General features: G+C 68.6%; 23 protein-coding genes. 12 read left to right on the top strand and 11 right to left on the bottom strand.

Features of this window, described 5'->3' with window-relative positions; genetic code table 11:
- The first annotated feature begins 238 nt into the window (after nt 1-238).
- The 3 genes from ACFYTS_RS04715 to ACFYTS_RS04705 all read left to right on the top strand — a co-directional run bounded on the left by ACFYTS_RS04715 (nt 239) and on the right by ACFYTS_RS04705 (nt 3,921).
- Nucleotides 239-907: a response regulator transcription factor gene (locus ACFYTS_RS04715; protein ID WP_357279467.1), complete on the top strand. Its 669-nt coding sequence runs from the start codon at nt 239-241 to the stop codon at nt 905-907.
- Nucleotides 904-2,208 carry a sensor histidine kinase gene (locus tag ACFYTS_RS04710; protein WP_387301354.1) on the top strand — a complete coding sequence of 435 codons (1,305 nt, stop codon included), beginning with the start codon at nt 904-906 and terminating at the stop codon, nt 2,206-2,208. Before ACFYTS_RS04715 ends, ACFYTS_RS04710 begins: the two co-directional genes overlap by 4 nt.
- A 438-nt stretch (nt 2,209-2,646) precedes the next feature.
- Nucleotides 2,647-3,921 (top strand): PucR family transcriptional regulator, encoded by a 1,275-nt coding sequence (locus ACFYTS_RS04705; protein WP_387301351.1) that lies wholly within the window; start codon nt 2,647-2,649, stop codon nt 3,919-3,921.
- Between the two features lie 23 nt (nt 3,922-3,944).
- Here ACFYTS_RS04705 and ACFYTS_RS04700 read toward each other — a convergent pair whose 3' ends face one another.
- Nucleotides 3,945-5,141, bottom strand: a complete 1,197-nt coding sequence (locus tag ACFYTS_RS04700; protein ID WP_387301347.1) for a lipase family protein — start codon at nt 5,139-5,141, stop codon at nt 3,945-3,947.
- Nucleotides 5,142-5,435: 294 nt separating this feature from the next.
- Here ACFYTS_RS04700 and ACFYTS_RS04695 point away from each other — a divergent pair, with 294 nt between their 5' ends.
- A complete protein-coding gene (locus ACFYTS_RS04695; RefSeq protein ID WP_357279477.1) occupies nt 5,436-5,636 on the top strand; it encodes a hypothetical protein in 201 nt (66 codons plus the stop codon).
- 34 nt (nt 5,637-5,670) lie between these two features.
- Here the strand turns inward: ACFYTS_RS04695 and ACFYTS_RS04690 are convergent, their stop codons facing one another.
- The 6 genes from ACFYTS_RS04690 to ACFYTS_RS04665 form a co-directional block, all read right to left on the bottom strand.
- Nucleotides 5,671-6,681: an alpha/beta hydrolase gene (locus tag ACFYTS_RS04690; RefSeq protein WP_387301344.1), complete on the bottom strand. Its 1,011-nt coding sequence runs from the start codon at nt 6,679-6,681 to the stop codon at nt 5,671-5,673.
- A gap of 380 nt (nt 6,682-7,061) precedes the next feature.
- Nucleotides 7,062-9,143, bottom strand: coding sequence for a class 1b ribonucleoside-diphosphate reductase subunit alpha (nrdE, locus tag ACFYTS_RS04685; protein WP_387302055.1), 2,082 nt, complete (start codon nt 9,141-9,143; stop codon nt 7,062-7,064).
- A gap of 59 nt (nt 9,144-9,202) precedes the next feature.
- Complete coding sequence (gene nrdI, locus ACFYTS_RS04680) at nt 9,203-9,673, bottom strand: class Ib ribonucleoside-diphosphate reductase assembly flavoprotein NrdI (protein WP_357096327.1); 471 nt, start codon at nt 9,671-9,673, stop codon at nt 9,203-9,205.
- A gap of 22 nt (nt 9,674-9,695) precedes the next feature.
- Nucleotides 9,696-9,935, bottom strand: coding sequence for a redoxin NrdH (locus tag ACFYTS_RS04675; RefSeq protein ID WP_357279482.1), 240 nt, complete (start codon nt 9,933-9,935; stop codon nt 9,696-9,698).
- Between the two features lie 450 nt (nt 9,936-10,385).
- On the bottom strand, nt 10,386-11,306 hold the full coding sequence (locus ACFYTS_RS04670) for a G1 family glutamic endopeptidase (RefSeq protein WP_387301339.1): 921 nt from the start codon (nt 11,304-11,306) through the stop codon (nt 10,386-10,388).
- Nucleotides 11,307-11,402: 96 nt separating this feature from the next.
- Nucleotides 11,403-11,969, bottom strand: a complete 567-nt coding sequence (locus ACFYTS_RS04665) for an NAD(P)H-dependent oxidoreductase (protein WP_387301337.1) — start codon at nt 11,967-11,969, stop codon at nt 11,403-11,405.
- Nucleotides 11,970-12,179: 210 nt separating this feature from the next.
- Between ACFYTS_RS04665 and ACFYTS_RS04660 the strand changes: the two genes are divergently transcribed.
- From ACFYTS_RS04660 to ACFYTS_RS04640, 5 genes are all read left to right on the top strand, one after another.
- Nucleotides 12,180-12,758, top strand: coding sequence for a helix-turn-helix domain-containing protein (locus ACFYTS_RS04660; protein WP_357279983.1), 579 nt, complete (start codon nt 12,180-12,182; stop codon nt 12,756-12,758).
- Between the two features lie 31 nt (nt 12,759-12,789).
- Entirely contained in the window at nt 12,790-13,626 is an 837-nt protein-coding gene (gene nadE / locus ACFYTS_RS04655) for an ammonia-dependent NAD(+) synthetase (protein WP_357279491.1), read from the top strand.
- Nucleotides 13,627-13,694: 68 nt separating this feature from the next.
- Complete coding sequence (locus ACFYTS_RS04650; protein ID WP_357279493.1) at nt 13,695-13,913, top strand: type II toxin-antitoxin system VapB family antitoxin; 219 nt, start codon at nt 13,695-13,697, stop codon at nt 13,911-13,913.
- Nucleotides 13,904-14,323: a PIN domain nuclease gene (locus ACFYTS_RS04645; RefSeq protein WP_357279496.1), complete on the top strand. Its 420-nt coding sequence runs from the start codon at nt 13,904-13,906 to the stop codon at nt 14,321-14,323. Before ACFYTS_RS04650 ends, ACFYTS_RS04645 begins: the two co-directional genes overlap by 10 nt.
- Before the next feature lie 105 nt (nt 14,324-14,428).
- Nucleotides 14,429-15,202 (top strand): phosphotransferase, encoded by a 774-nt coding sequence (locus ACFYTS_RS04640; RefSeq protein WP_387301334.1) that lies wholly within the window; start codon nt 14,429-14,431, stop codon nt 15,200-15,202.
- On the opposite strand, the gene ACFYTS_RS04635 is transcribed toward ACFYTS_RS04640, so the two are convergent.
- The 3 genes from ACFYTS_RS04635 to moaA all read right to left on the bottom strand — a co-directional run bounded on the left by ACFYTS_RS04635 (nt 15,190) and on the right by moaA (nt 16,997).
- Nucleotides 15,190-15,615, bottom strand: coding sequence for a DUF1003 domain-containing protein (locus ACFYTS_RS04635; RefSeq protein WP_387301332.1), 426 nt, complete (start codon nt 15,613-15,615; stop codon nt 15,190-15,192). The two genes, ACFYTS_RS04640 and ACFYTS_RS04635, sit on opposite strands and share 13 nt — an antisense overlap.
- 88 nt (nt 15,616-15,703) lie before the next feature.
- The gene (locus ACFYTS_RS04630; RefSeq protein ID WP_357279503.1) at nt 15,704-15,946 is read right to left on the bottom strand and encodes a MoaD/ThiS family protein; all 243 of its coding nucleotides are present in this window, start codon (nt 15,944-15,946) and stop codon (nt 15,704-15,706) included.
- Nucleotides 15,939-16,997, bottom strand: coding sequence for a GTP 3',8-cyclase MoaA (gene moaA / locus ACFYTS_RS04625; RefSeq protein ID WP_357279506.1), 1,059 nt, complete (start codon nt 16,995-16,997; stop codon nt 15,939-15,941). The genes ACFYTS_RS04630 and moaA overlap by 8 nt, the downstream gene beginning before the upstream one ends.
- Nucleotides 16,998-17,104: 107 nt before the next feature.
- On the opposite strand from moaA, the gene glp reads away from it, so the two are divergent.
- From glp to ACFYTS_RS04610, 3 genes are read left to right on the top strand one after another with little or no spacing between them, the layout of a single operon-like run.
- Nucleotides 17,105-18,310 carry a gephyrin-like molybdotransferase Glp gene (glp, locus tag ACFYTS_RS04620; protein WP_387301330.1) on the top strand — a complete coding sequence of 402 codons (1,206 nt, stop codon included), beginning with the start codon at nt 17,105-17,107 and terminating at the stop codon, nt 18,308-18,310.
- A 33-nt stretch (nt 18,311-18,343) separates the two neighbouring features.
- Nucleotides 18,344-19,372 carry a bifunctional molybdenum cofactor biosynthesis protein MoaC/MoaB gene (gene moaCB / locus ACFYTS_RS04615; RefSeq protein ID WP_387301328.1) on the top strand — a complete coding sequence of 343 codons (1,029 nt, stop codon included), beginning with the start codon at nt 18,344-18,346 and terminating at the stop codon, nt 19,370-19,372.
- The gene (locus ACFYTS_RS04610; RefSeq protein WP_357279514.1) at nt 19,365-19,784 is read left to right on the top strand and encodes a molybdenum cofactor biosynthesis protein MoaE; all 420 of its coding nucleotides are present in this window, start codon (nt 19,365-19,367) and stop codon (nt 19,782-19,784) included. The genes moaCB and ACFYTS_RS04610 overlap by 8 nt, the downstream gene beginning before the upstream one ends.
- 68 nt (nt 19,785-19,852) lie before the next feature.
- Here the strand turns inward: ACFYTS_RS04610 and ACFYTS_RS04605 are convergent, their stop codons facing one another.
- Nucleotides 19,853-21,196 carry a uracil-xanthine permease family protein gene (locus ACFYTS_RS04605; protein WP_387301326.1) on the bottom strand — a complete coding sequence of 448 codons (1,344 nt, stop codon included), beginning with the start codon at nt 21,194-21,196 and terminating at the stop codon, nt 19,853-19,855.
- Nucleotides 21,197-21,365: the final 169 nt, after the last annotated feature.

Below are 21,365 nucleotides of genomic sequence, written 5' to 3'. Positions count from 1 at the left end.
ACGCGGCCTTCGACTGGGAGGTTCACCGCGCACGGACCTCACCCCCTTCGCGAACGCCGACCGAGACAGAAACAACCATTTACAGGATACAGAGGGTCGCCTAACGCGGCTCGCCGTGTCCGGTATCTCCGCTCCGGGGGGCGCGGACCGACGCCGAATTGTTTTTCGATCATTTTCCGACGATCCGGTCGTCCGGGCCGTTGGGGCAGGGGTCCGGAATGCCCTAATCTCTGCCCCTGTGCGAGTTTTGGTGCTGGAGGACGATCATCAGCTGTGTCGTGAGGTGACCGACGGGTTGCGGACGGCCGGGTTCGCGGTGGACCTCGCCCAGAGCCTCGCCGACGCGGACTTCAAGATCGCCGTCAATCGCTACGACTGCCTGGTGGTGGACCGCGGCCTGCCCGACGGCGACGGCCTGGACCTGGTCGCGGGGGCGCGCGTCGCCGGGCACACGGTGCCCGCGCTCATACTCACCGGCCGCGACGGCCTCGACGACCGGCTGGCCGGATTCGAGCACGGGGCCGACGACTATCTGACCAAGCCGTTCGCGCTGCCGGAACTGGTGATGCGGGTGCGCGCCCTGTGTCGCCGCCGTGACCAGCCCACCGCCGCGCGAATCGCGGTGGCGGACATCGACATCGACCTGATGCGCCGCCGGGTGACCCGCGGCGGCGTCCTGCTGATGCTCAGCCCGAAGGAGTTCGCGGTCCTCGAACTCGTGGCGACCCGCCGCGGCAGCGTGGTGACCCGCACCGACCTCATCGAATGCTGCTGGGACGAGATGGCCGAGCCCGCCTCCAACGTGGTGGACGCGGTGGTCGCCAAACTGCGGCGCAAGCTCGGGGAGCCGAGCGTGATCGAGACAGTACGCGGCGTCGGCTTCCAGATCGCCGGTGGAGCGGCGTGAGCGCACACCGATCCCCCGCCGTGGCCCGGCTCCAGCGCGCCCGGTGGTTCCTGACCGCCTTGGCCGCGGTGATCACCGCGGCGGCGGTCCTGGTCTTCGGCTTCGTGGCCGCGACGATCGACGCGCACGCGCGCGAGACCCGCGCCGATGATCAGGTCGAGCGGGTGGCGGGCGGGCTGGCGCGCGCCATCCAGCAGGACGACAAGTCGGCCCTGGACCTGTCGACGGTCATGGACGACGAGCTGGCCACCGGAACCACGGCGGTCGCCGTGCTGATGCGCAAACCCGGTGAGCCGTGGAAACAGGCGCACACCTATCAGCGCTCGCTGCTGCCCGACGACTCCGAGATCGCCACGCTCGCAACGCAGGTCGAGGATCATTCCGAGACCGTCATCTATGCCGGCAAACGGTTCACCGCCACCGATATCACCGGCCGCACGGTGACCCTGGCGGGCAGTCCGGTGTTCTGGGACGGCTGGGACGCCACCGTCGTCATCCTGGCCGGGGCCGAGACCATGGCCGATGCCGGGGAACATCGAACCCTGGTGTGGGAGTTGGCGATCAGCGGCGCCCTGCTGGTCCTGCTGTCGGCCGCCGTCACGTCTCTGCTGGCGGGCCGCAGCCAGGCCCAGGCGCTGCGCCTGCTGGCCGAGCACGAGCAGTTCCTCAGTGACGCCGCGCACGAATTGCGTACGCCGCTCACCACATTGAAGCTGCTCACCGGGTCGCGGCCGGCGCCCGAGGAGGTGCCGCAGACCCTCGCCGAGGCGCAGCGGCTGACGGACCGGATGGCGCGACTGGTGACCGGACTGCTGGCCCGCGCACGCATGCAGGCGGGCATCGCCGAACCCGAGCGCACGCTGCTGCGGCTGGATCAGCTGGCCGAGATGGTGGCCGAGGAGGCCGGTGACGAGCGCATCGCGGTGACCGCGCATCCGACCGTGGTGCTGGGTGATCCGCAGCTGCTGAGCCTGGCCATCCGGAACATGCTGGAGAACGGGCTCACCCACGGCGCGGTGAACCGGTCCGCGCCGGTCGAGGTGCACGTGGCCGAGGGACGGGTCAGCGTGCGCGATCACGGTCCGGGCGTCGATCCGGTCATGTCGGCCAGTCCCTTCGATCGTGGCGCGGCCGGGCGCAGCGGTCGCAATGGCATCGGGCTGGCCCTGGTGGCGTGGGTGGCGCAGACGCACGGCGGCAACGCCTCCATCGAGCCCGCGGCAGGTGGCGGGGCGATCGCGACGCTGTGGCTGCCGCCGGCCGATATCACGGTGGGCGGTCCGGTCGGCGCGCGCCACTAGGCGAGCAGCCCGGGGGCAGACCGGGCCGAGGGCCATCGCGACGCTGTGGCTGCCGCGCGCCGATCTTCCGGCGGGCGGCCCGGTCGGCGCGCACCGCTAGGCCCGGAACCGGCGACCGACCGAGCCGGTGCCCGAGGATGCGCGGCGGGTGTCCAGGCGGGCAGACAGGAATGTCACGGCCGGAACCGGATTCGCCACGGCGGCGCGGTGTCACTCTCGAGCCGCCGCGGGCCCGCTCCGACCACGGTGTTGCTTCCGTCAGGTAGTGCCGGGCCGTCATGCGGAATCCGCCTGGCACATGTGAGAAGTCACAGCACCGCCCGGCGCGCATTACTGTGCATCACAGGGAGGGATCGATCCAGCCGTTCGGACATACGGCCTGCGTTAGCGTTTCAGGTCCCGCACGGGGCGCAACCCGGGGGTGGAAGGGAGTCACGGATGGCCGTGGGAATTCCGGCCCGGCCGGGACTCACCGTGTCGGGCACGCCGATCTCGTCGCCGCTCAAGGATGTTCGCGGCGTGGCCCAGCACATGGTGGGGCATTTCGTGGAGACGGTCGCGCCGTGCGGCACCCTGCCCGGCGACGCCATTCACGGCGACGTCACCGTCATCACCCGCACCTGCCTGGAGCTGGCGGTCGGCATGCTCGACGGGCGCGACATCCCGGAGAAGACCAAGCGCCTCGAGGAGGCGGCCGCGCAGTGGGCGCGCGAGGGCATCCCGATCGACACCATCCACCACGCCATCCACGAGGGCTTCAAGATCGGCTCGGAGCTGGTGATTGCCAGCGCCCTGTCCCGGCACGTGCGCCGCGAGGACGAGGACGGCGAGGTCACCCTGGTCATCGCGGCCGCCGACATGGACAACATCGTCGGCGGGGCGAAGCTGGTGGTGGAACTGCTCGACCGGATGACCTCCGCGGTGGCCATGGCCTACGTGCGCGAGCTGCGTTCGGTGGTGAGCGAACACCACACCGCCGTGCACACCCTCACCTCCGCGCTGTTGGGCGGGCACAGCACCTCCACCATGGCGCGCGAGTGCGGCATCGAGATCGCCGAGACGTATCACGTACTGGCGCTGGCCATTCCGGAACATCCGGAGGAGGACTCCCCCACCGTGGACGGCGCGGTGGTGGCGCGCCGCAAGCTGCGGCGGTTGCAGGCCGAACTGGCCACCCGCTACACCGACAAGGTGCTGTCGCTACTCAGCGTGGACGGCGGCACCCTGCTGGTGCCGGCCACCGCGGTCGCCGACGATCAGCTCGACGAGTTGGTCGAGCAGCTGTCGCGGGCCGCGCGGGTGCCGATCACCGCGACGCTGGTTCCGGCCGCGCCGCAACAGATTCCGGACGCCGCCGACCAGGCCCACGAACTCCTCGACATCGTGCACCGCCTGCGCCTGGTGCGCGGCCTGTTCCGCTTCGACGAGCTGGCCCTGGAGTATCAGCTGACCCGCCCCGGTCCCGGCCGCGACCACCTCGGGTCGCTGCTGGATCCGCTGGACGCGCACACCGAACTGCTCGAGACGCTGCAATCCCACATCAGCAACAACCTGAACCGGCAGCGCACCGCCCGCATGCTGCACGTGCACACCAATACCGTGGACTACCGGCTGAAACGGATCGGACAGCTGACCGGTTTCGATCCGACCCAGCCGTCCGGTCTCTGGTACCTGCGTTCGGCGCTGGTGGCGCGCACCTACCAGGCGGGCTGAGACCCCGCTGTCACGGTCGGCCCTCAGCAGCTGGTCGGCGCGGGCTCCCCGCGCAGGCGGGCGTCCATCCAGGCGTAGGCGGCCGGGAGGCCGAGCACGGCGGCGGTGAGATGGTCGGGCACCGGCACCTGCTCGGACCACACCTTCGTGCCCGCGGCGCAGTAGCGGTGCACGGTGCTCACGACGGCATTGATCGGGATCAGCCCGTCGATCGGCGAATGCCATTCGAAGACGGGCATATTCGGGACGCCGGGGTAGAGCTCGACGCTGTTCTCATCCACCACGGCGCGCGCCTGCGGGTCGTCGGACATGATCGTCGTCTTGGCGACGTCGAGCGCGCCTTGACCCGCGCCCGCGCTCAGGATGTCGTTGGTGCAGCTGTTGACCAGCTTGTCGCGCATGGCGAGGCCGCGATCGTTGAGCTGGTCGGGGAGCGGGAACCGGTCCGGGTACTCGCGTTCCAGGCCCAGGCCGGCCGCCAGCGCCAGACCGAAGGCCGGATGCCGGTTCATGCCGAGGCCCTCCATCATCGACGCCAGATTCATCGGGACCCCGCCCATGGCCGCGCCCGCGATTCGCAGGTCCGGGGCGTAGGACGGGGCCAGCGCCGCCGCCCACGCGGTCGCCATGCCGCCGCCCGAATAGCCGGCCATGACCAGCGGGCTGTGCTCGACCCGCAACTCCGGCACCCGCTGGATCGCGCGCAGGCCGTCCAGGGTGATCTGGCCACCGAGTTTGGCCGCGCCGTAGGCGATTCGGGGGCCGAGGTGGTCGGGCAGGGCCACGGTCCAGCCGCGCTGCAGGACCAGGTTCCAGCCGGGGGCCTCCCGGATCATCAGGTTGGGGTCGCTGGTGTAGAGCTCGCGTGAGACCGCGCACTGCGCGCCGAGGCCGTTGACGATCTGCTGCAACGACAGCACGGGCGCGTCGGCGACGCGTCGGCGCGGGGAGATCACCGTCGTGGTGGCCGCGATGGGGTGTCCGGTGGAGTCGGTGGAACGGAATTTGATCAGGGTGATGTCGCTGTCCGGGAAGCTGGGCAGCGCGGGCATGGCGCGGGTGGCCAGCACGTCGCCGGGCCGGTGGGCGGCGATATCGGCGGGGGCGGCGTAGAAGGGGTCCGGGTCCGGTGTGGCGAGCAGCGGCTGGGCCGCGGCCGATCCGGTGGCGACGGCCACGAGCAGAGCGCCGATCACCGCGATCGGTACACGAATCCTCATGCGGGGCAGCGTAGGAACGGCGGACACACCGGGCCAGAGGGGTGATCGAACCTTCCGAATAGTCACAATCGCGGCGGGTGTGGTTTGTGAACGCGTGACGAAGTTTTGAGCCGGCTATGTTTCTGTTCCACCGCGTAACAACAACTCCCGCACACCGCTTGTGACATGTCCAAGCAGAAACCGGAACACGTTCCTGCGCACGGCAATCCGATTACGTTCGGAACCAGAGACGCGCGAGCCGACGAAGGGGTCGGCTCGTGCTTCTCCCCCCGCACGATCTCGAGGAGCAGCACTATGGACGCGCTCACCCACCGGGTCACCGTCTACCTCGGCGGACCCGCCGACGGGGCCGAACTCACCATGGAATACGCGGCCACCTGGCAAGAGGCCTCGGACTTCACCGTGGCCGCCGTCCACATCGGCCTGGCCGTGACCGTGGACAGCCGGATCCGGCCCGGACTGCGGCGACTACCCCGATACGGGTTCCGGCACTGAGATACCGTGCGGCCCAGGCGTCCGGGTGGTCGCGCTACCGCCCGGACGCGGGCGCGAAGGCCGCCGCGAGGGCGTCCCAGGCCGGGCCCAGCTGGGCCGAGAAATCCTCCCAGGCGTGAATGCCGGTCGGCTCGTAATGCACGGTGGCGGGAATCCCCAAGTCGCTCAACCGTTTCGAGAAATGCTCGGTGCACACCCGGGCACCAGCCTCGAGCACCACACCTCCGGCGGCCACGCCGAGCGAGGCCAGCCGATCCGGCGACTTCAGCACTTCGTTCAGATCCGGCGCACCGGGCACACCGGAAGCCGCCGACAGATAGATCACCGTGCCGCGCAAGGCTTCCGCCCCCACCGTGCTGTCGTGGGTCAGCCAATCGAAGGTGCCCGGCAGGCCCCACAGATTCAGGATATTGCCGCCGCGTGAGGCGACCGTGGCCGCGGTGACCGCACTGCCCGGCCCGTCGACCGTGGAGTAGCAGCCGCTCAATCCCGCGACGGCCTTGAAGAATCCGGGATGCCGGTGCGCGAGCATCATCGCGCCCTGCGCGCCCATGGACACCCCCGCGATGGCGCGACGGCCGTCCGAGCGCAGATACGGTTCGATGACACCGGGCAGCTCGGCGGTCAGGAAGGTCTCCCAGCGATTCCAGCCGAGCGCGGCATCAGGATGCTGCCAGTCGGTGTACATGCTGCCGGTCGCACCGGCGGGGAAGACCACATCGACCGGTTTGTCGGCGAAGAAGTCCGCCGCGTGCCCCTTGGTCAGCCAGTCGGACACGCCCTCGGCATCGACGCCGTCGAGCAGATACAGCGTGGGCCGGGGCCCGGCCCCGGAACCGTGCAGCACATCCAGGGCGACGGTGCGGCCCATGGCGGCCGAGGCCACCTCGACCCGCTCCCAGCGCGGCCCGACCTGCTCCACCCGCGTGACCGCGGCCCGCGACGCGATCCGCCCGGGCGGGCCCGCCTGGGCACTCACCCCGAACGACGAGCTCGCGATCACCGCCAGCGCCAGCGCGACCCCGGCGGCCGCCCGCCGCCTCACGACTCCGCCCCGGATCGGGGTCTTCGAATCAGGCAGTGCGACAAGCCAACTCCTCATGCGGTGCGCGGGATTCCGTGACGTCCGAAGAACCCACCGGGCGGGTGCGAGGTTGAAACACCCGATGGGTCTCCGTTTCGATCGACTCACCTCCACAACGCTTGTACCGATGCGTTTCCCGATTCCGGCATCACCCGCGCAATTCGATGGGAACCGATGCCCGAACCACGGCGAGCCTAACCAGGCGTCGACCTCGGCCGACAGCGTGAAAGACACCTTCTGGAGAGTTCACAATCGGGCCCGACGCAAACGTGGGATCGGCCACAGCGACGAAAAAGGGCGCTCCCGGCGGGAAGCCGGAAACGCCCTTTCGGAGGCGATCGTCAGAGCATGCAGCTCACGCAGCCCTCGACCTCGGTGCCCTCGAGCGCCATCTGCCGGATGCGGATGTAGTACAGCGTCTTGATGCCCTTGCGCCAGGCGTAGATCTGGGCCTTGTTGACGTCGCGGGTGGTGGCGCTGTCCTTGAAGAACAGCGTCAGCGACAGGCCCTGGTCGACGTGCTGGGTGGCCGCGGCGTAGGTGTCGACGATCTTCTCGTAGCCGATGTCGTAGGCGTCCTCGAAGTACTCGAGGTTGTCGTTGGTCAGGTAGGGGGCCGGGTAGTAGACGCGGCCGATCTTGCCTTCCTTGCGGATCTCGATCTTCGACGCCACCGGGTGGATGGAGCTGGTGGAGTGGTTGATGTAGGAGATCGAACCGGTCGGCGGGACGGCCTGCAGGTTCTGGTTGTAGATACCGTGCTGCATGACCGAGGCCTTGAGCTCGCGCCAGTCGTCCTGGGTGGGGATGTGGACCTCGGCGTCGGCGAAGATCTGGCGGACCCGCTCGGTGGCCGGCTCCCACACCTGCTCGGTGTACTTGTCGAAGAACTCGCCCGAGGCGTACTTCGACTCGGGGAAGCCGCCGAAGTACGAACCCCGCTCCTGCGCGATCAGATTCGACGCCCGGATGGCGTGGTAGGCGATCGTGTAGAAGTAGATGTTGGTGAAGTCCACACCCTCTTCGGAGCCGTAGTGGACCCGCTCGCGCGCCAGGTAGCCGTGCAGGTTCATCTGGCCCAGGCCGATGGCGTGGGACTCGTTGTTGCCCTGCTCGATCGAGGGCACCGAGTAGATATGGGTCTGATCCGACACCGCGGTCAGCGCGCGGATCGCGGTCTCGACCGACTTCGCCAGATCCGGCGAATCCATGGTCTTCGCGATGTTCAGCGAGCCCAGGTTGCAGGAGATGTCCTTGCCCACCTTGGAGTAGGACAGGTCGTCGTTGAACTCCGACGGGGTGGAGACCTGCAGGATCTCCGAGCACAGGTTGGAGTGGGTGATCTTGCCCGCGATCGGGTTGGCCCGGTTCACGGTGTCCTCGTACATGATGTACGGGTAGCCCGACTCGAACTGCAGCTCGGCGATGGTCTGGAAGAACTCGCGAGCCTTGATCTTGGACTTGCGGATCCGCTTGTCGTCGACCATCTCGTAGTACTTCTCGGTGACATTGATGTCGGCGAACGGCACGCCGTAGATGCGCTCCACGTCGTACGGCGAGAACAGGTACATGTCCTCGTTCTTCTTCGCCAGCTCGAAGGTGATGTCGGGGATCACCACACCCAGCGAGAGCGTCTTGATGCGGATCTTCTCGTCCGCGTTCTCGCGCTTGGTGTCGAGGAAGCGGTAGATGTCGGGGTGGTGCGCCTGCAGGTACACCGCGCCCGCGCCCTGCCGCGCGCCCAGCTGGTTGGCGTAGGAGAAGGAGTCCTCCAGCAGCTTCATGATCGGGATGACGCCCGAGGACTGGTTCTCGATCTTCTTGATCGGCGCGCCGGTCTCACGAATATTGCTGAGCAGCAACGCCACACCGCCGCCGCGCTTGGACAGCTGCAGGGCGGAGTTGATGGAGCGGCCGATGGACTCCATGTTGTCCTCGATGCGCAGCAGGAAGCAGGACACCGGCTCGCCGCGCTGCTTCTTGCCCGAGTTGAGGAAGGTCGGGGTGGCCGGCTGGAAGCGGCCGTCCATGATCTCCTCGACCAGCTCGCCCGCCAGGGTCTCGTCACCGGCGGCCAGGGTCAGGGCGACCATGCACACGCGGTCCTCGAAACGCTCCAGGTAGCGCTTGCCGTCGAAGGTCTTCAGCGTGTACGAGGTGTAGTACTTGAACGCGCCCAGGAAGGTCGGGAACCGGAACTTCTTGGCGTACGCCTGCTGGAACAGCTGCTTGATGAACGTCCGCGAGTACTGGTCGAGCACCTCGGTCTCGTAATAGTTCTCCTTGACGAGGTAGTCGAGCTTCTCGTCGAGGTTGTGGAAGAAGACCGTGTTCTGGTTGACGTGCTGCAGGAAGTACTGGTTGGCGGCTTCCCGGTCCTTGTCGAACTGGATCTCGCCGTTGGGTCCGTACAGGTTGAGCATGGCGTTGAGGGCGTGGTAGTCCAGTCCCTCGGTCGCGGAGTCGCCGCTGACGGGGCGCTCTACGCGGGCAGTCTTTCCGACCGGTGCGGTTGTCGTTGCCAAAAGATTCCCAATCCCTCGCGGACGCGCTCGACGTCCTCAGCAGTTCCCATGAGTTCGAAGCGATACAGGTACGGAACCCCTGCCTTACGTGAGATCACTTCTCCCGCATAGCAGTACGTATCGCCGAAGTTGGTGTTGCCGCTCGCGATCACGCCGCGCAGCAGGGCGCGATTGTGCGGATCGTTGAGGAACTTGGCCACCTGGCGGGGCACGAATTCCTTATCGGATCGCTGCCCACCCAAAACGTGCCGACCTCCCCCGTAGGTGGGGACGATCAGCACGAAAGGTCGGTCGACGCGAAGCGAGTCGGCGGTGTGAAGCGGAATGCGGACGGCGGGCAGGCCCAGCCGTTCGACGAAGCGGTGAGTGTTCTCCGAAGCACTCGAGAAGTAGACGAGATTCGGTGTCTCACTCGACATATCGGTCATCTCCTGACCGTTGACGGAAGCGTCAGGCGACGGCGACGACGTCGGCCAGCGCCTTGATGCGATCCGGGCGGAAGCCGGACCAGTGGTCCTCCCCGGCGACCACGACGGGGGCCTGCAGGTAACCCAGGGCCATCACGTAGTCGCGCGCCTCCGGGCTCTCGGAGATGTCGACGACGCTGTAGTCGACACCAGCCTTGTCGAGGGCGCGATAGGTCGCGTTGCACTGGACACAAGCGGGCTTGGTGTAAACGGTGATGGTCATTGGTATCCCCTTCTCCTCAGCCTTGATCTGTCTGCAGTGCACACCTGAAACAAGATCCACGTAGTAAATGCGCAAACCCCTGGAAGCGGAGCCGAAGCTCCTGGTCACCGGCCCGTGATCGAGGTCTCGCCCTTGTGGCCTTCCAGCTCCCAAGACACTACACCTAGTGGCCGACAAACTCATACAACACGACATGTTGCGACTCACAAAGGTGAAATTCCGGGCGGGTAAGTACCTGGACAGTCGATTCGCAACTCGACACGACTGAGTCACACATCACAATTTCGGCATTCAGTTCATTTCCAGCAAACACACCATCACCGCTGATCAACACCCATCTCACGAGTCACAGGAGACTCGAGCGACCACCCGGTTCGCGATCCTTCCGGGTCGAGCGACCGATTCTCGATCGGCCGCTCGACCGGGCGTGTCGCGGCATCGCCCCCGGTCCTAGCGGATGGTGAACGACCCGCCCTCGATCGGACCGGGCGCCAGCAACCGATTGGTGGCCGGAATGCCGTAGGTCTGCGCGTCGTAATCGGACAACGGCCGCCCGTCGATGGTGACCTCGGTGAAGGTGATCGGCGTGAACCCGGGCAGCGCGGCGTCGAGGTGACCCTCCACGACGATCTCGGCCGTACGGGCCGGCACGGCCGAGGGCGCGACGATGGTGCGGGCCCAGCGCGCGGTGCGGTTCTCCAGCGTCATCAGATAGCGGCCGCCGTCCCATCTGACCGTGGAATGCATGGTGTCGCCGGGGTTGATCGTCACGTCGCCGTAGGTCACCGGCGCGTCGGGATAGCTCTCCCACCACGCGTCGACCTGCTTCTCCGGGCGGCAGAATCCGCCGAAGACGCCCAGCGAGCAGAGGCCGTCCGCGGCCGCGCCCAGGGCGTTGGAGACCTTGCCGCCGGCGTTCATCACCGTGCCCGCCAGATGCGAATCGACGTAGGCCAGGCCCGCGGCGACCGATTCGATCTGCAGCCCGGGCAGTGCCGCGTACACGGCGGCGTCACTGGCACACAGGGATTCGACGCCGGTCTGCATGAGCGGCAGCGCGACCTGGCCGTCCAGGCCGGTGGCGCCGTTGAGCCCCACCCAGGGCACGACGCGCTGCAGGACGCCGGGATTGAGGCATTCGATCTCGGGCTGCACCCAGGTCGCGCTGATCTCCCGGAAGTCGCCCTTCACCACGTACCCGGCCCAATTGCCGAGGAAGAGGCGGGCATTGGAGAGATCGGAGACATCCGAGGCGTACGACTCGGCCGTCGCGTCGGCCGCATTGCCGACCGCCATCGAGGCGGCCGACGCGGCCAGGGTGACCGCCATGAAACAACGGCCCCACACTGAGTTGCCCGCTGATAACTTCATGGACAGACGTTAGCCCGAAATGTCCGAGAATAGCGGCAGGCCACGACTCGAAAGCCGTGGCCTTGCGCTGAATTCAGCGAGTGATCGCGAGATGCATCAGGCGTTTGCCCGAGCCTTGACATCCTCCGCCAGCAAACGCACGGTGGCGGCCAGCTGAGTGAGCGCCTCGGCATCGTCGGCCGGGTGGGTCTCGACGAAGCGCGAACCGATGGTGCCGAAGTTCAGCGACGCCTCCTTCACGACCTCCGCGCCCGCGACGCCGAGCGCCTTCACCGCGTCGTCGTGCGACCACTTGGCGGCGTTCGCGCTGATCGAGGCGGAGACCACGGCGACCGGACGGCTCTTGAGCGCGCCCGCGCCGTAGGGCCGCGACGCCCAGTCGATGGCGTTCTTCAGCACGGCCGGCAGGGTGCCGTTGTATTCGGGGGTGACCAGCAGCAGCGCGTCCGAGGCGCCGACGGCGTCACGCAGCGCCTGCGCGGCGGCCGGGACCCGACCCTCGACGTCGAGGTCCTCGTTGTAGAAAGGAATGTCGCCGAGGCCTTCGTAGATGGCGATCTCGACGCCCTCGGGAGCGGTCTGCACGGCGGCCTCGGCCAGACGGCGGTTGATCGACGCGGCGCGAAGGCTTCCGACCAGGACGAGGATGCGGGTCTGCGACATGATGATCACTCCAAGGGTTACTGATGCAGCGGTGGATCTTTCGATAGACTGTAACCGGACCCCAGTCCGCTTACATTCCCGGGTAGGAGCAGACAGCCTGTGACACGCGACACATCACCGGATGACGTCGTTCCGGCACTGCCGAACATCGCCCTCCCGATCGAACCCGTCGGCACCCAGCAGCCCCCGCCGCATTCGGTCCCGCTCCTCATGCCAGGCAGCAGCCACGAACGCAGCGACGCCGCCCGCAACCGGCAACTGCTGCTCGACGCCGCCGAGACGCTGGTGCGCGAGCAGGGCGCGGACGCGGTCACCATGGACGCGGTCGCCAAACTGGCCGGCGTCGGCAAGGGCACCGTGTTCCGGAGGTTCGGCAATCGGGCCGGGCTGATGCTGGCACTGCTCGACCAGTCCGATCAGAAACTGCAGTGGGCCTACATGTTCGGGCCGCCGCCGCTGGGGCCGGGCGCGCCCGCCGCCGAACGGCTCATCGCCTACGGGCGGGCTCGCCTGGCCACCGTCGAGGTGGAGGGCGATGTGCGCAAGAACGCCGCCATCGGCGGGCAATACTCCGGGCCGCCCTACAACATCGCGAAAACCCATGTCTCCCTGCTGCTCCGAGAGGCCGGGGCGCCCGGAAACATCGGACTCACCGCCGACACGCTGCTGGCCAGTCTGGACGCGGGTCTGGTCCTGCACCAGATCCGGCAGCTGCGCTACACGCCCGACCAGGTGGGCGACCACTGGGAGACGCTGGTTCGGCAGGTGACCGCGCCCGCCGATCGGTAGCGGCGGCGAGCCCGTTCAGTAGAGTGTGCCCATGGGGAACCTGCGCGCACAGATCATCGCCGAATTGGGCGTCCTGCCGTCGATCGAACCGAAAACCGAAGTGCGGCGACGCATCGACTTCCTCAAGGACTATCTGCGGTCCACGCCCGCCAAGGGGTTCGTGCTGGGCATCAGCGGCGGGCAGGACTCCACCCTCGCCGGACGCCTGTGCCAGCTGGCCGTCGAGGAACTGCGCGCCGAGGGTCACGACGCCACCTTCGTGGCAGCGCGCCTGCCCTACGGCATCCAGGCCGACGAACACGACGCCCAGATCGCACTGTCCTTCATTCAGCCCGACCGCTCGGTCGTGGTGAACGTCAAACCCAGCGCCGACGCCGCCGCGGGCGAGGCCGCCACCGGCATCGTGGAACTGCACGAGGAGCCCCGTCTGCGAGACTTCGTGCGCGGCAATATCAAAGCCCGCGAGCGCATGCTGCTCCAGTACGCCATCGCCGGCCAGCTCGAGCTGCTGGTCGTCGGCACCGACCACGCCGCCGAGGCGGTCACCGGCTTCTTCACCAAGTTCGGCGACGGCGGCGTCGACCTCACACCGCTGACCGGCCTCACCAAGCGCCAGGGCGCGGCCGTGCTCCAGGAACTCGGCGCCCCGCCCAGCGTGTGGCAGAAGGTCCCCACCGCCGACCTCGAGGACGACCGCCCGGCGCTGCCGGACGAGGAAGCCCTAGGCCTGAAGTACTCCCAGATCGACGACTACCTCGAGGGCAAGGACGTCGGCCCCGAGGTCTCGGAGAAGCTCGAACGGATCTTCCTCAACACCCGCCACAAGCGCGCGGTCCCCGTCACCCCGCTCGATACTTGGTGGCGTTGAACCGAGGCATATGAACCGCCACATCCGTATGCTTGAGGACATCCCGTTCAGGCATACAGGAGGCGGCTATGTCACGCACGATGATCGACATCGACGATGAGGCCCTGGCCGAAGTCAGCGGCCTCCTAGGCACCACCACCAAGAAGGACACGGTTAATGCCGCCCTGCGTCAGGTCATTGCCTGCCACCGGCGTTCCGCCGCGCTGGAACGGATGCAGGCCCGATCGAGGGCCGGTGCCTACGACGATGTGATCGACCCGGGCCGAAGGGACGAGGCGTGGCGATAGCTCGGTATCTGATCGACACGAGCGCCCTGGCCCGGATGGGACATCCGGACGTCTCGGCCGTATGGGCCAGCACCTTGCAGGCCGGACTGGTCCACATCTGCGCGGCCACCGAGACCGAATTCCTCTACTCCGCAAGGTCATTGAGCGACTTCGAACAGGACCGCGACGACCTCTCCGCCATCTATCCCTGGCAACCGATGCCCGATCGAGTGTGGACCCGGGTCCGCGAGGTGCAGTACGAGCTGGCCAAGCGAGGCTGCCTGCGAAGCGCCGGTATCGCGGACCTCCTGGTGGCGGCCACCGCCGAACTGGCCGAGCTGACCGTCCTGCACTACGACGCTGATTTCGACACGATCGCCAAGATCACCGGCCAGCCGACCCGGTGGATCCTCCCCGCCGGCTCGGTATGACAGGAGTGCGGACACCGCGACCTCAAAGCCCGTCACCAGCGCGGTCCTCGTGACCCCGTTCGATACTCGATGGAAGTAAACCCCCGCGCTTCCTAGGGTCGAGGCGTGAACTTCGACGGCGACAACGGATGGGACAGTTCGGCCACCCTGGTGGATGAGCACTGGGTGGAACGACGACCGCGGCGACCGGAGGTGGATGCCCAGCTGCTGCGGGAGACCCGGTTGCTGCCGTGGCTCGCGCCCCGGCTGCCGCTGCCCATCCCGATTCCGACGGTGGTCGCCGAGGCGCCGCTGGTAGTGCGACACCGGCTGATTCGCGGCGAGCCGGTCGAGAACTACACGCCGCGCAACGGTGACGCGATCGGACGTTTCCTGCGAGCCCTGCACGACACTCCGCCGGCGGAGGCGATCGAGCTGGGTCTGCGCGGGGCCGCCCACGCCCGCCGGGAACGGAACTGGGCCGTCACCCGCTGTCGCCGGGAAGTCCTTCCGCTGCTTCCGGATTCGCTGATCGCGGCCGCCGACTCGCTGCTCGACGCGATCCTGGACACTCCCGCCGACACCGTCGTGCACGCCGATCTCGGCCCCGACCACGTCCTGGCCGAGGATGGCCGGGTGAGCGGGGTCATCGACTTCGGCGACGCCCACCTCGGCGACCCCGCGGTGGACTTCGCCTGGACGTTGTTCGGCACACCAGCCCCTTTCGCGGACGCGGTCGCGGTCGCCTACGGCGTCGCCCCTGACATCCGCGATCGCGCCGTGCACTGGCACCGGCTCGGCCCTTGGTTCGAGGTGCTACGCGGCCTGGACGTCGACGACCCGGAGATGCGGCGCGCGGGCGTCACCGGCGTGGTCGACCGCCTGCGTCAGCCCTTCTGATCCGGGTCCTCGACCAGGCGGCGGTGCAGTTCCGAGGTCATGGCGTGAATGGCCCGGGTGAGTTCGGTGTTGGTCTTGAGTTCGAGTTCCTGTTCCTGGAAGTCGTGATCGGCCTTGGCCCGCTGGAAATCGGCCTGACGGTTCTGGCCGATCATCACGAAGGTGGACAGGAAGATCGCTTCCAGGGAGACCACCAGGGTCAGCGTCGGCCACGGGCTGTTCTCGGCCAGCAACATCCAGATCGTGAAGCCGATCGCGTGGATATAGACGAAGTTCATCGACCCCGCGAACTTGGTGATCCAGTCCGCGACCCGGAGTTGCAGGCTCGCGGCGCGGGCCTCCTGGACTCGCGCGAACGCGGGGTGCGGGTACGGGGGTGCGGGCGGCTGCTGCGGTTGCGGCGATGACGTCATTCGAACGGTCTCCTGGCGACAGCGGACGGGACCGGCGAATGTTAGCGCTCAGCAGTGAAATTCACCGTGCCGCGGGCCACTCCCCCGGCTAGCCGCCCGCGAACGGGGGCAGCACGTCCACGCGGGGGGAGAGCGGGGTGGTGGCGTCGCGGGTGAGTTCGTCGCCGATGAGATAGGCGCAGACCTTCAACATGGGATCGAGTTTCGGGCCGTAGGTGGCCGAGAGGGTAGTGCGCAAGTCGGCGATGGTCGCGCCGGACGGGAGGTCCAGTGTTTCCTTGTCCTTGCCGACGGCGTCGGCGATCGCGGCGAAATAGCGGACCTCAACCACCGATGGCTCCCATCGTTCGGGTGGGCGGGACGAAGCCGGCGGCGTCGATGCCGTGGCCGGCCGATTTGTTCCACATGGCGCCGCGCCAGAGGCCGGCGATGTCGGCGTCGGTGGCGCCCGAGCGGAGGGCGGCGCGGATGTCGTACTCCTGGTCGCTGAACAGGCAGGAGCGGATGCGGCCGTCGGCGGTGAGGCGGGTGCGGTCGCAGTCGCCGCAGAACTTGCGGGTGACCGAGGCGATGATGCCGACCGTGGCGGGGCCGCCGTCCACCAGCCAGCGTTCGGCGGGGGCGGAAGGGTCCTCGCGGTCGGTCTCGGCGAGCGTGAAGCGCTTGCCGAGGACGTCCAGGAGTTCGGCGGCGGTGATCATATTGGCGCGCGCCCACTCGTGGTCGGCGTCGAGCGGCATCTCCTCGATGAAGCGCAGCTCCGCACCCACCTCCAGGCACCACTGCAGCAGATCGGCCGCGCCGTCGAGGGTTTCGCGCATGAGGACCGCGTTCACCTTGAGCGGGGTGAGCCCGGCGGCGATGGCGGCGCGGATCCCGGCCTGCACCGAGGCGAGACGATCACGACGGGTCAGGCGGTGGAAACCGTCACGGTCCACGGTGTCGAGGGAGATATTGATGCGCTTCAGGCCCGCGGCGGCCAGCGCCTGCGCGCGATGCTCGAGTCCGACGCCATTGCTGGTCATGGCCAGCGGCGTATCCGGCAGTGCCGCATGGCATCCCGCGATGATCTGCTCGAGGTCGCGGCGCATGAGCGGTTCGCCGCCGGTGAAGCGCACCTCGTGCACGCCGAGTTCGCGGACCGCGAGGGTCACCAGGCGCACGATCTCGGCGGTGGAGAGCAGTTCGTCGGCGGGAATCGCGGGCAGGCCCTCTTCGGGCATGCAGTAGGTGCAGCGCAGCGAGCACTTCTCGGTGATGGACACGCGCAGGTCCCGCGCCACCCGCCCGAAACGGTCGAGCAGGAGCGGGGTGTCCGGACGGCCGTCGATATCGGGCCGCCCGGTTCGCACAGCGGGCATGCCCATCGCGACCACGGTCATTGGACCATTATTGCCGGGCCCGCAACTCTTCGTAGATTCCTACGAGCCGGGCCCGGTGATCAGCCGGTCACGGTATGGAGGATTCACCCGCGTATAGGCTCAGCGGCATGAGTTCCCGGCACGCGACCGCCCCGGCCCGACCCGTCGACGACCATCGTCGGCGCATCGAGGACGCCCTGCGGCCCCTGGCCGGTCGGAGCACGGAAACCGTCCCGATGGCCGCGGCGCTGGACCGTCGCCTGGCCGTCGACGTGTACGCGCCCCTGGACCTGCCGGTGTTCCGCAATTCCGCCATGGACGGCTACGCGGTCGCCGCCGAATCGGTGGCGATCGTCCCCGCGACCCTGCCGCTGGCGGGCGTGGTGGCGGCCGGGAACACCGAACAGCTCACACTGCCCGCGGGCTCGGCTGTGAAGGTGATGACGGGCGCGCCCGTGCCGCCCGGCGCGGACTGCGTGGTGCCGGTGGAGCACACCGAATCCGACGGCGTCACCGTGACGATCCGAACCAGCCGTGCCCCCGGCGATTTCGTGCGCGAGCCCGGCACCGACGTGCGCGCCGGACAATTGCTGGCCGCGGCGGGCACCCGGCTGCGGCCCCGGCACATCGCGGCGCTGGCCGCGGTCGGGCTGGGCGAGCTGGCGGTGACGCGGCGGGTACGGGCGGCCGTCCTCACCACCGGCGACGAACTACGGCCCGCGGGGGCGACCCTGCTGCCCGGCCAGATCTTCAACTCCAACGGCATCGCGCTGGCCGCGGCCCTGTCCGACAACGGCGTCGAGGTGGTGTCGGTCGCGCACTCCACCGACGAGCACGCCGAGTTCCGGCGGCGGCTGGCCGAGGCGGTGGCCCAGGCCGATGTGGTGTTCACCTCCGGCGGCGTCTCCATGGGCGACTTCGAGGTCGTCAAGGAGGTGCTGGCGGCCCAGGGCGGCGAATTCGGCCCGGTCGCACTGCAACCCGGCGGCCCGCAGGGGCTGAGCACGGTCGACGGCGTCCCGGTGCTGAGCTTCCCCGGCAATCCGGTGAGCACCATGGTGTCGTTCGAGGTGTTCGCCCGCCCGGTCCTGCGCGAACTCGCGGGCCTGCCCGCGCTGCCGGTCACCGCGCTGCCGCTACTGGACGCGGTCCGCTCCCCCGCCGGGAAACGACAGTTCCTGCGCGGCAAGCTGACCGGGGACGGGGTGACGCTGGTGTCGGGGCAGGGTTCGCACCTGATCGCGGCCATGGCGCACGCCGATGTGCTGATCGACGTCCCGGCCGACGTCACCGAGCTGCCCGCCGGCGCGATCGTCGAGGTTCGGCCGCTGTGAACACCCCGAATTCGCTGTGCCAAGGTGGTGCCCATGAGTGAGTTGTCGCATGTCGACCGTGAAGGTCGCGCCCGCATGGTCGACGTGAGCGCGAAGGCCGACACCGCGCGCATCGCGGTCGCCGCGGGCGAACTGCACACCACCGCCGAGGTGATCGAACTGGTCCGGGCCGACGACATGCCCAAGGCCGACGTGCTCAGCACCGCCCGCATCGCCGGGATCAACGGGGCCAAGAAGACCTCGGAACTGATTCCGCTGTGCCATCAGCTGGCGCTGTCGTCGGTGAACGTGAGCTTCGGGTTCACCGGCACCACCATCACCATCGAGGCCACCGCGAAGACCAAGGGGCCCACCGGGGTCGAGATGGAAGCGCTGACCGCGGTCGCGGTCGCGGGGCTCACGCTGCACGACATGGTGAAGGCGGTGGACCCGGCGGCCACGCTCAACGGGGTGCGGCTGGTCACCAAAGAGGGTGGCAAGCACGGACATTGGGTGCGGCCCGAGGCCGAGCAGCACGGCGGGCACCATCACGAGAAGCACGCGGCGCGCGAGCAGGCCACCGCCGCGACGACTCCGCTCGCGGGTCAGGGCCGCACGGCTGCCGTCGTGGTCGCCTCGACCGGCGTCGCCGCCGGCACCCGCACCGACACCACCGGCCCGACCCTCACCGAATGGCTTGCCGCACAGGGCTTCTCGGTGCGTGGACCGCTGGTCTTCGCGGACTCCGACATCACGTACGGCCTCGAGGACGCCCTGTCCCGGGAGCCCGACCTGATCGTCACGACGGGCGGCACCGGGGCCTCCCCCACCGACGCCACCCCGGAAGCCACGCTCGCCCTGCTGGATCGGGAGCTGCCGGGCGTCGCCGACGCCATCCGCCAGGCCGGGACCGCCAAGTTCCCGCTCGCGGCGCTGAGCCGGGGCGTGGCCGGACTGGCCGGGCGCACCGTGATCGTCAATCTGCCCGGTTCGCCGGGCGGGGTGAAGGACGGCATCGCCGTGCTGACACCGCTGCTCGAACATCTGCTGGCCCAGGTGGCCGGAGGAGGCAACCATGAGTGAGCTGCTGGCCCGGATCAGCGATCAGGACCTGGATCCGGCCGAGGTCGAGAAGGCCGTGGACGGGCCGCACCACGGGGCGGTCGTCGTGTTCACCGGCAAGGTGCGCGATCACGATGGCGGGCAATCGGTTTCCGCGCTGGAGTATTCGGCGCACCCGCAGGCCGAGCGGTTCCTGCGCACGGTGTGCGAGGAGGTGGCCGCGTCCTCCGGGCTGCCGGTCGCCGCGGTGCACCGGGTCGGGGATCTGACCATCGGGGATCTGGCCATCGCCGTCGCCGTCGCGGCCCCCCACCGCGCCGAAGCCTTCACCACCTGCGCCGAACTCGTGGACCGCATCAAGCACGAGGTCCCGATCTGGAAGCGTCAGATGTTCGCCGACGGACTCTCCGAATGGGTCAACGCCTGCGGGTAGGACAACCCCCGTAACTCTGCGGGGCTTCCCCTGAAACCCCTGGCACACGTCTCCAGGGCCCCCTCGGTTCACGGCGTGAACGCCTGCGCCGGTTCTCGGGCGCCACGGGCGAGATCACCGAGCCTGGTGTGGTTGAACAGCAGGTTCAGGGTGAAGGCGGTGACGGCGGCGAGGCTGATGCCGCTGTTGAGCAGGATCTGGGCCGAGGACGGGAACTTCTCGAACATGCCTTTGGTGAGCACCGGCACCAGGCCGACGCCGATCGAGACGGCGACGATGGTCAGATTCACGCGGTCGGTGAGGTCGGCGCGGCGCAGCGTGTCCACGCCGATCACCGCGATGGTCGCGAACAGCACCAGGCCGACACCGCCGACCACCGGCTGCGGGACGGTCGCGACCAGGGCGCCGAAACGCGGCACCAGACCCAGCACGATCAGGATCGCGCCGCTCACCGCCGTCACGTAGCGGCTGTGCACGCGGGTGGTGGCGACCGCGCCGACATTCTGGTTGAAGACGGTGTCCACGAACGAGTTCAGGACCCCCGCCAGCACCGCGGACAGGCCGTCGCCGACCAGGCCGCGCGCCACATCGGCTCGGGTCAAGGGCTTTCCGGTGATCTCGCCGAGCGCCAGCATGCTCGCGGTGGACTCGGCGAACACGACCGCCAGCACGATGGTCATGGCCACCACCGCGGTGACCGGGAACTGCGGCGCCCCGAAGTGGAAGGGCTGCGGCGCGCCCAGCCAGGCCGCACGGGACACACCCTCGAGCTTGACCAGCCCCATCGGGACCGCGATCACGATGCCCGCGATCAGGGCGATCAGCACGCCCAGCTGCGACCACACGCCCCGCCCCAGCACGGTGCACGCCAGCGCGACCACCAGAACCGCTGCCGCCAAGGCGATCCGGGACGGCGCGGCGAAGGTCGCGGCCTTCGGGTCGCTGCCGACGATCAGGCCGCCCGCCACCCCGATCAGCGAGATGCCGACCGCGGTCAGCACCGTGCCGCTCACCAGCGGCGGGAAGAACCGCACGATCGACGCGAACGGCCAGGCCAGGGCGATGCCGAGGAGTCCGCCCAGCAGCATGGACCCGTACAGCGCCTGCAGCCCGTAGTCCTTGGCGATCAGGATCATCGGGCTCATGGCCACGAAGGTGGCGCCGGTGACGATGGGCAGCCGCGCGCCCGCCAGCTTGCCGAGTCCGAGGCTCTGCACCACGGTGATGATGCCCGCGACCAGCAGGTCGGCGCTGATCAGCAGGGCGATGGTGGTTTGGTCGAGCTTGGCGGCCGCGCCGAAAACCAAAGGCACCGTGACGCATCCGGTGTACATGATCAGCACGTGCTGCACGCCGAACACCAGCAGGCGATGCCAGGGCAGCCGCGTGTCCACGGGATGCGGCGATGTCATGGGTGGCCCTGCCTTCCGTCGGGGGTGGGTTGCTCGTCAGGCTAGGCAGATCGCCCGGGGTGGGCCTTTGTCCGACAAGCCAAACGTCACGGTCACGATGTGCGGCGATTTGTCCGCGGAACCAGCGTGTGCGGCCGCCGTCGTCGGTCACAGTGGGGCACAGTGATCA

Source organism: Nocardia sp. NPDC004151 (assembly GCF_042874235.1).
Lineage (GTDB): Bacteria > Actinomycetota > Actinomycetes > Mycobacteriales > Mycobacteriaceae > Nocardia.
The sequence above is the reverse complement of the archived record's forward strand: the minus strand, read 5'-3'. Positions and strand labels throughout refer to the sequence as shown.